This window comes from Gemmatimonadota bacterium, assembly GCA_026706845.1.
In the GTDB taxonomy this organism is placed as follows: Bacteria; Latescibacterota; UBA2968; order UBA2968; family UBA2968; genus VXRD01.
Window position 1 is genome coordinate 1 of record JAPOXY010000276.1, and the last position, 9,129, is coordinate 9,129.

Annotated in this window: 9 protein-coding genes; 7 read left to right on the forward strand and 2 right to left on the reverse strand. The window is 53.1% G+C overall.

Going from position 1 to position 9,129, the window contains the following annotated elements:
* A partial coding sequence (locus OXG87_23715; protein ID MCY3872561.1) for an ATP-binding cassette domain-containing protein occupies nucleotides 1–902 on the forward strand: 902 nt, incomplete at its 5' end.
* A gap of 1 nt (nucleotide 903) precedes the next feature.
* Nucleotides 904–2,091: a cellulase family glycosylhydrolase gene (locus OXG87_23720; GenBank protein MCY3872562.1), complete on the forward strand. Its 1,188-nt coding sequence runs from the start codon at nucleotides 904–906 to the stop codon at nucleotides 2,089–2,091.
* 20 nt (nucleotides 2,092–2,111) lie between these two features.
* Here OXG87_23720 and OXG87_23725 read toward each other — a convergent pair whose 3' ends face one another.
* Nucleotides 2,112–2,462 carry a helix-turn-helix transcriptional regulator gene (locus tag OXG87_23725; GenBank protein ID MCY3872563.1) on the reverse strand — a complete coding sequence of 117 codons (351 nt, stop codon included), beginning with the start codon at nucleotides 2,460–2,462 and terminating at the stop codon, nucleotides 2,112–2,114.
* Nucleotides 2,463–2,579: 117 nt separating this feature from the next.
* On the opposite strand from OXG87_23725, the gene OXG87_23730 reads away from it, so the two are divergent.
* The 5 genes from OXG87_23730 to OXG87_23750 are packed head-to-tail and all read left to right on the forward strand — an operon-like array spanning nucleotide 2,580 to nucleotide 7,940.
* A complete protein-coding gene (locus OXG87_23730) occupies nucleotides 2,580–3,359 on the forward strand; it encodes a glucose 1-dehydrogenase (protein ID MCY3872564.1) in 780 nt (259 codons plus the stop codon).
* Between the two features lie 11 nt (nucleotides 3,360–3,370).
* Nucleotides 3,371–4,369 carry an aldose 1-epimerase gene (locus OXG87_23735; protein MCY3872565.1) on the forward strand — a complete coding sequence of 333 codons (999 nt, stop codon included), beginning with the start codon at nucleotides 3,371–3,373 and terminating at the stop codon, nucleotides 4,367–4,369.
* A gap of 59 nt (nucleotides 4,370–4,428) precedes the next feature.
* Nucleotides 4,429–5,022 carry an HD domain-containing protein gene (locus OXG87_23740; GenBank protein ID MCY3872566.1) on the forward strand — a complete coding sequence of 198 codons (594 nt, stop codon included), beginning with the start codon at nucleotides 4,429–4,431 and terminating at the stop codon, nucleotides 5,020–5,022.
* A gap of 24 nt (nucleotides 5,023–5,046) precedes the next feature.
* A complete protein-coding gene (locus OXG87_23745) occupies nucleotides 5,047–6,903 on the forward strand; it encodes an AMP-binding protein (GenBank protein MCY3872567.1) in 1,857 nt (618 codons plus the stop codon).
* A 5-nt stretch (nucleotides 6,904–6,908) separates the two neighbouring features.
* The gene (locus OXG87_23750; GenBank protein ID MCY3872568.1) at nucleotides 6,909–7,940 is read left to right on the forward strand and encodes an Ldh family oxidoreductase; all 1,032 of its coding nucleotides are present in this window, start codon (nucleotides 6,909–6,911) and stop codon (nucleotides 7,938–7,940) included.
* A gap of 60 nt (nucleotides 7,941–8,000) precedes the next feature.
* Here the strand turns inward: OXG87_23750 and OXG87_23755 are convergent.
* A partial coding sequence (locus OXG87_23755) for a hypothetical protein (GenBank protein ID MCY3872569.1) occupies nucleotides 8,001–9,129 on the reverse strand: 1,129 nt, incomplete at its 5' end.

The window sequence follows — 9,129 nt, forward strand, 5'->3', positions numbered from 1 at the left end:
CGGGCTCGGGCAAAAGTTCGCTCGTCAACGACGTACTCTTCGGCGCACTCGCCGCCCGTGTGAACCGCGCACAAAAAGCCTGGGGAGAACACGACGATGTACTGGGACTGGAACGCATCGACAAAGTGATCAACATCGACCAGACACCCATTGGCTATTCGCCGCGCAGCAATCCCGCGACCTATGTCAAAGTATTCGACAAAATACGCACCCTGTACGCCAGCTTGCCAGACGCCCAGGTACGCGGGTTTAAAACCGGGCATTTCAGCTTCAATCACAAACGCGGGCGGTGCGACGCCTGTGCGGGTTTGGGTGCGCGCCGTATAGAAATGCACTTCTTGCCCGATGTGTGGGTCACCTGTGAAACCTGTGGCGGAAAGCGCTACAACCGCGATGTAATCGACATAACCTATAAGGGTGCGTCAATCGCCGATGTCCTGGAGATGACAGTAGCCGAAGCCCTATCGCATTTTACCCATATACCCGGCATCCAGCGCTCACTCCAAACCCTATTTGACGTGGGCCTGGGCTATATCAAAATGGGACAGGCATCGACCACGCTCTCCGGCGGCGAAGCCCAGCGCGTAAAATTGGCGCGCGAACTGGCGCGACCGAGTACGGGCAAAACCGTATATATCCTCGACGAACCCACAACGGGACTGCACTTCGCCGACATCCAGAAATTGCTCGACGTACTCAACCGACTCGTCAACGCGGGCAACACCGCAATCGTAATCGAGCACAACCTGGACGTAATCAAAACCGCCGATTGGGTCATCGACCTGGGCCCAGAAGGTGGAGAAGACGGCGGCGATTTAATCGCTTGCGGCACGCCTGAAGACGTGGTATCTGTCACCGCCTCGCACACCGGGCGATTTTTGAAAGATGCACTGGAGACATGAAATGACATTTCGCATATTGATATGCACAGTCGCATTCCTCTCTGCGAGCAGTGCCATGGCCGACCCTTCTAAAATCGACTTCTGGGATATACAGCGCAAGGGGGCCAATCAACAAAATGCCCAACACCGTCCCGAATGGTACGTTGCAGCCGGGGAATTGGGATTGGACTATGTGCGTATCTTACCCGATGCCTGGCCCGCCGAGGGCAGGGACTTCCTGATCGGCAATGCGGACAACTTCGAAGCAATCAACGAAACCGACCTATCCCTATTGATCAAAGCACTCGACGAAGCCGAACGCAATGGGATCAAAGTCGTCCTTACAATGGTCAGCCTACCCGGCGCACGCTGGAAACAACTGAACAATGACCGGGACGATGCGCGACTCTGGAAAGACAAAAAATATCATCTACAAGCCTTTGAGTTCTGGCGCCAACTCGCCACACGCCTGAAAACGCACCCCGCCATTGTCGCCTACAATCCCCTCAACGAACCACACCCGGACAAGGCATTCGGCTTTGACGCGCCTGACGAAAAATTCGCCCAGTGGTTCAAACGCATCCAGAACACGCCAGCCGACCTCAACCAATTCAACCGGGAAATAGTCAAAGCAATCCGATCCGTAGATACAGACACCCCCATCATCCTCGACGGCTGGTTCTACGCATCTCCCAGGGCATTCGAATACAATCGACCCATTGACGATGACAAGGTCTTATACGCCTTCCACAACCCCGGTCCCTGGCAAATGGTAACCTATCGCGTCAATCAAGGCAGGTACGCCTATCCGGACCGCGTGCCCAAATCGTGGAACGGACCAACGGAATCCTGGACCATTGATCGCCTTGCGCAGCAAATGCACGCAGTTCAAAAATTTTCCGAACAATACAACATACCCGCACACCGAATCATCGCTTCAGAATTCTGGTACGACCGCCGCCTTGAAGGCGCGGCGGCATATATGGCCGACCTCATCGAAATCTATAACCAGCGCGACTGGCACTGGGCATTTTACGCATATCGAGGTACTGGCACATGGACAGGACTCGATTACGAAATCGCGCCAGGACAAAAAATGGGATGGCGTTACTGGCAGGCTATCGAACAGGGCAAAGACCCCGAACCTCTCAAACCGAGAGGACCGAATCCCTTGTGGGAAATACTGCAGCGGCAGTTTGAAAGAAAATGAATCGGTTATCCTGTCTTACTCTATCGTGTGATATACTTGGGACGATTGACGGCTTCTGCGACCTGAATATGTGCGCTATGCCCAATTTTTGGCCGAACGACAATATCGATGTCCCGGTCTAATGCCCGCAAAAAAGACAACAGACGCTCGATAGAAAATCCGGCCAATCGTCCATTCTTAAGTGCAGAGACTTTGGGTTGGTCAATGCCGAGAACACCTGCGGCTTTTTTTTGCGTCCAACCTTTTTGTTCAATGATTTTATTAATTTGAATTGCCAAATCTGATTTTGCCAATTCTTCTTCTGGACGGTCAAATCCCAGGTCCTTGAATACGTTGCCCGACCCGACTGTGTAGTCTGCTTTTTCGCTCATATTCTGTTTTCCTTTGCGATATGTTTGGGTTTTTGGCATTTTACATTCACAATGTTACTATGCTAAATTTAGCATATTTTTGCAATAGAGATGATGTATTTTATACAGGAGGCATTAATGTCATTGTTTTCACTCGAAGATCGCGTCGCCATAGTAACTGGAGCGGGGCGTGGTATTGGACGCGGCATAGCAGAAGGGTTGGCTGCACAAGGCGCAAAAATTGTATGTGCTGCGCGCACGCGGTCTCAACTTGACGAAGTCGTAGCGGCAATTCGAAATGCGGGAGGCGACGCAATCGCCTATGAAATGGACATGAAAGACCTGGATTCCGTGCGCGGCGGCGTCGATACAGCACTCGAAACGTATGGACAAATCGACATCCTCGTCAACAACGCGGGAATGAACATACGCGAACCATTTGAAGACGTAACAGAAGAACACTACGACGAAATCATGGCCGTCAACCTGAAGGGCCTCTACTTCTTAACACAGACCGTAGTCAAACACATGATCTCGCGCAAACAGGGCAAAATCATCCACATCGGCTCATTGACAACGGACTGGTCCTTGTCACAAATTTCTGTCTATACCGCCACCAAAGGCGCAGTTGGACAACTCGCCAAAGCTCAGGCATTAGAACTTGGAAAACACAACATCCAGGTAAACACAATATGCCCGGGCTTTGTGGTCACGCCATTGACCGAGCGGCTCTGGGAAGATGATACAATGCGCGAATGGGCCGAATCCCGACTGCCCATAAAGCGATTGGCGACACCCGAAGACCTGGCAGGCACAGCCGTATTCCTCGCCGCACCCGCATCGGATTACGTCACCGGACAATCCATCTACGTAGATGGCGGCTTCATGGCCGGCGAAGCCTGGCCCTTGCCTCAGTAAGGGAGAGAACAATGGCACAATATGACATTCAACAAGAGGACTTCCACGGACACGCGCTCTACGTACTGCGGGATTTCGAAACCAATTGTGAAGCCCGGGTCCTACCATCGGTGGGCAACAATTGCATCTCGTATAAAATCCCAAAAAATGATGGACTATTAGAACTCATTTACTCCCCACCTGACCCCGACACCTTGAAAGGCCGTGCCAGCGGATACGGCACCCCCATATTATACCCCTGGCCCAACCGCATAGACGGCGGCAAATTCACATTTGACGGTGCAGAATACCAGCTCCAAACCCCTGCCCCGGGCGAACACGCCTCTCACGGCTACGTCCACGAACGCCCCTGGCGCGTAGTTGATTCCGGCACCACAGAAAGCGCGTGGGTAACCAGCGTCTTCACATCGACGGACTTCCCGGAAATCGGCGCACACTATCCCTTCCCCTTTGAAGCGCGGGTAACATATCGGCTAAAAAACGGCGTACTATCCCTCGAATTTGAAGGCACCAATGTGGGCGAAAGCGACATGCCCGCTGGCCTGGGCATCCACCCCTATTTCCCCCTACCCCTCACTGAAAACGGCAACCGGGATATATGCACCGTACGCATGCCCGCATCGACCTACTGGCCCTTGCGCGACGACCCAATACCCACAGGAGAACTACTACCCGTTGACGGCACGGTATTTGACGTACGCGAAAACACGCCCTTAAAAGACCAGTATTACGACAACGTCTGGTCCGGCGTATCTATAGCCGATGGATGGAGCAGATGCGAGTACACCGACCCAACCGAAGGCGTAACCATCGCAATGGAAGCCAATGACATATTCCGCGAACTCGTACTCTACGCCCCCGACACCCGTCCCATCGTATGCTTTGAACCCTACACCTGCGTCACCAACGCCTTCAATCTGCAAAATCAGGGCATTGACGCGGGCTTAATACGCCTCCAACCCGGCGAAAAACTGACCGGAATAATGCGAATTTTAGGTGAGATATTGTAGGGGCGACCCCCTGTGGTCGCCCGCTGACCGCTGACTGCTGATCGCTGAAAGCTTTTACCATGACCGACCGATTACAACAACAAATCGCGTTCTTGCTCGAAGTCGATAAACTCAAGCAAATCATTCGGCAAACCTATTTGCTCGACGAAACCCGCAAAGAAAACGATGCCGAACACTCCTGGCATTTTGCCATGTTTGCACTCATCCTCGCGGAATACGCGCCCGAACCAGTGAATATCCTGAAAGTAATCAAAATGGCACTGGTACACGACCTCGTAGAAATCGACGCGGGCGACACTTTTCTCTACGACGAATCGGGCAATGCCGACAAAGCCGAGCGCGAAGCAAAAGCCGCCGACCGCATCTTTGCGCTCTTGCCTGCAGAACAGGGCGCAGAAATACGCGCATTGTGGGAAGAATTTGAAGCAAAAGAAACGCCCGAAGCAAAATTTGCGGGCGCGATAGACCGATTCCAACCCTTCTTGCACAATTGCAATACTCAGGGACGTGCCTGGAAAGAGCACGGAATCACAGCCGATCGCGTCTTGCAAAGCAACAGCCACATCTCAATTGGCGCGCCCATTCTATGGAACCGCGTACAAGAATTGGTTGATGAAATGGTCGCTGAGGGGTATATTGATGCCGGAAAATAATGGCCAAAAACGGGAGGACCGAACATGAGTCAGACACTCAAGGACTTATTGAACGACAGTTTTGAACGGCATGCGGATCGCACGGCGGTTCGCGTATTGCGTCAGCCAGAGGAACCCGGCGAAAGGCGATTGCAATATGTGCCGTTGACCTATCTGCAGTTAAAGACACAGCGAGACCGATTGGCCTCGGGCCTGGCGCAAATAGGATTGGAAAAAGGGCAGCGCATCGGGCTATTGACCGATGGCGGCCTGGAATCCGTACTCGTTTTCCTATCCTGCGACATACTGGGATTATCGGCAGTGCCTATCTGCAACAAATTGCCCGATGACTTGCTCGTACACAGCATCAACCATTCGGGCATCGCCTATTTGTTCACAGATACAAGAAGTCTGGAACAGGTTGAGCGCGTGCGCGATCAACTGAACAATCCCCCCCAGATCGTCCTGACAGAAGGACAAGCCTATGGCGCGATCTCATTTTTTGACTTAACCCAAAAAGGCGCGGAAACACCGCCCCCAGACAGAGCAATAGAACCCGATGACGAGTCGAAAATCGTGTACACATCGGGATCCTCGGGACTGCCCAAAGGCGTGATACAAACCCATCGCAATCTCGTCGGCAATATCCTGTCCGTATGGGATACAATCAGCAACCGCGATCCGGTCATCTTATTCAAATCCGCGCCCGACTATCACACCATGGGCATATTGAATATTTACTATCCCCTGGCCAAAGGCTGGACGTTAGACCTGGCGCGATCACCGGATCGCGTACTCGTGGATATCCGATATTCCGAACCCGAAGGCTTTTTAACTGTCCCCCTGATCTTAGACAAAGTATTTGGCAACGTGCGAAAAGAAATTGATGCCGGCGGTGCAAAAGGCACATTAATCGCCCGGTCACTGCGCGCCAAACAGCGCATTACACGCGGTGAAGCATCGGTCATCGACCGCCTCGTCAACGCTACGCTGGGCAAAAAAGTCGTCGGACAAATTAAAGAAAAACTCTCGCAGCGCGTGGGCAGCCGCCTCGAATTGTTAATCGTCGGCTCGGCAAAAGCCGACCCCGAAGCCCTCGACTTTTTCCAGGACGTACTGGACATCACCTCGCTCGAAGGCTATGGCGTCACCGAATGCAGCCCCCTGATCGCGGCAAATGTTCTGACCGGACAAAAAACAGGCACCGTTGGAAAGCCATTACAAGAAGTAAAAATCGTCGCCGAAACAGGCGAGGAAATCGCCCACGGTGATCCAGAGACAGAAACCTACAGCGGCAGCGGCGATGGCATTGGCGAGTTGTGGGTACACGGCAATCACGTCATGACGGGATACCTCAACGACCCCGAACGCACCGCCGAAGTACTCGTAACCGATGAAGCGGGCAAAGTGTGGTATCGCACGGGTGATTTGTTCAGCATGGACGACGAGGGATTTTTGACATTCCAGGGGCGTTTTGGACGGCAATTTAAATTGAGCAACGGCGAATTTGTCAACCCCGAACGCCTCGAACGCATATTCGCGCGCGTGCCCCTCATCGAACACGTCTTAATCTGCGGTGATCAGACCCGCACATTCCCACTACCCATCGTCACCGTAAATGTAGAAGAAGCCCAATTGCAAATAGATATTCCCGATCTACCCACAGACGACGAGGAAGCCCTGTGCAGCCATCCCGCAATAGCCGAACGCATTCGCGAGCAACTATTAAAAGAAGCCACGGCATCTGGCCTTCCCGCGCACGAGCGCCCGCAAAAAGTACTGATCTTGCCGGACCAGTTGAGCGAAGAAATGGGAACCCTCACGCGGGGATTGAAAAAGGTCGTACCCGGGAGAATAGAAGAACTTTACGAAAACGAAATCGCCGCAGCTTATGATGGATAAACCCCATGCCAATTTTCAATCCCGATAAACTGCGGCGCATTGGCCGCGAAGTCTTCGAACGCGTGGGCGCAACGCCCGAAGAAGCCCAAATCGTGGCCGATCTGCTCGTATCGTCCAATCTCGCTGGACACGACTCGCACGGCGTAGTCCGCATTCCGCAATACGTCTCCGGGGTACAGAGCGGTCAAATACAACTCGGAACAACCGTGGAAATCGAACGGGAAACCGATGCAACAGCCATCGTAAACGGACACTGGGGATTTGGGCACGTAACCGCAACAGAAGCCATGCACATCGCCATCCAAAAAGCCCGCAAAAGTGCTGTCGGCATCGCAACAGTGCACCAGTGCAATCACATCGGGCGATTGGGTGGCTATCCCGTACTCGCCGCGGCTGAAAACATGGCCGGACTGATGAGCAACAACGGCCACGGCGCCGACCTCTCGATGGCACCGTGGGGAGGACTGGGGCGCATCTTGCCCGCGAACTGCCTCGCCGTTGCATTCCCTTCGGACCGCGACTTTCCCATAGCACTGGACTTAACCGCAGCAACTGCAGCAGGTGGCAAAATGCGGGTCGCTCTGGCGCGAGGCGAACGCGTACCCGAAAACTGGCTAATCGACGCCGAAGGCAACCCCACAACTGACCCCGCGGCTTACGTACACGGCAATGCCGCACTAACCCCCTTTGGCGACCACAAAGGATATGGCCTATCATTCATCTTCGACATCTTATCCGGCGCCCTGTCCCCCGCCGGCTGCACCCGCAAAAATTCACCCGTAACGGGCAATGCCCTATTTGTACAGGCCATTCGCATCGATGCATTCCAACCCATCGCCGACTTTAAAGCCGAAATCGGACAATTCATCGACTACGTAAAATCGGCAAAAACCGCACCGGGATTTGACGAAATACTCGTACCCGGCGAACGCTCCCATCGCACGGGTTGTGAACGCGAAGCAAATGGGGTCCCCATAGAAGAAACGACCTGGGAACAAATTTGCGAAACCGCAAAAAAATTCGATGTGGAAGTTTAGCGACCTCACACAAACAAAAACCCGCTCCCTGAAGGGGGCGGGGTTTTTTGTTAAACCGTCTTATTTTTCAGGTGGTTCAGGCGGATCGGGCGGCGTGGGCGTTTCAGGCGCATCTATCTCTTCATCTGAATACAACCTCAGATCGCCCCGACCGAGTTCAATCGCAACCTTAGCACCACCACCATTGAGTTGACCCGTCACCACCTGTGAAGTACGCGACACGCCGGTAATAGACAGGGGCAGGTCGGTCTGGATACTTCCGCGCCCAACATAACCGTGTACATCGACTGCGGAACCATCGGGAATAATGAGATCAACCGCGCCATCTCTATTTTGAATCGCGTAGTCATCGCCAATGGGTTTGTGTGGACGCACCGCAATATTGCCGCCGCGGCTTTGTATCATGACGCCCACTTCGGGATTTTCAATTTCAACAGCACCCCGGCCAGTATGGACAGTAGTTGCACCCGCAATATTTTCAAGATGCGTTGCACCGCGATTATTTTTTGCAACCACACGTCCCCCAACCCGCTCGGCTTTAATTGAACTGTGGCTATTTTCTGCAATAAAATCGCCTCCAATTTCTCGAACAGTGATGGGAGCAAGATTATTTTTTGCCTGCACATTGCCGCCTGCGCGGTCAACTTCAATCGGGCTATGCCCTGCTTTCACAGCAAAATCACCTCCAATTTCTCGAACGGCAACAGGTCCATGGCGTACATCCACAACCACATTGCCCCCTATATGATCACCCTCAAGCCTGCCGTGATGTATGTTAATTTCGGCATTGTGCTCGATACTTCGACAGACGAAATCGCCGTGATGGGTTTTTACCGTAGCCGAACCGGAGACAGCATCGATACTCGTATCGCTATGGCGTGCGTCAATTGACAAATCGCCACCAGCATGTTGCACCGCGATATCGCCGTGGTGCTGTTTGACATGTATATTGCCCGACGCGCCTTCAAAAACCGTCTTGCCATGGTGATTGTTAAGGGTTGCTGCACCATCAATTTTGGGAAGCGTGATATTGCCGTGCCTTGCTCGCGCATCGAGATCAACTTTTTGGGGATGATGCAACTCAAAGTCGATCCGCACAGATCGAACCGGATCGTCTTTTTCGCGTTTGGGCACATTGGGTCGTATTTGCACAGCACCGGACTCCCGCCGTATTTGAATATCAATCTGT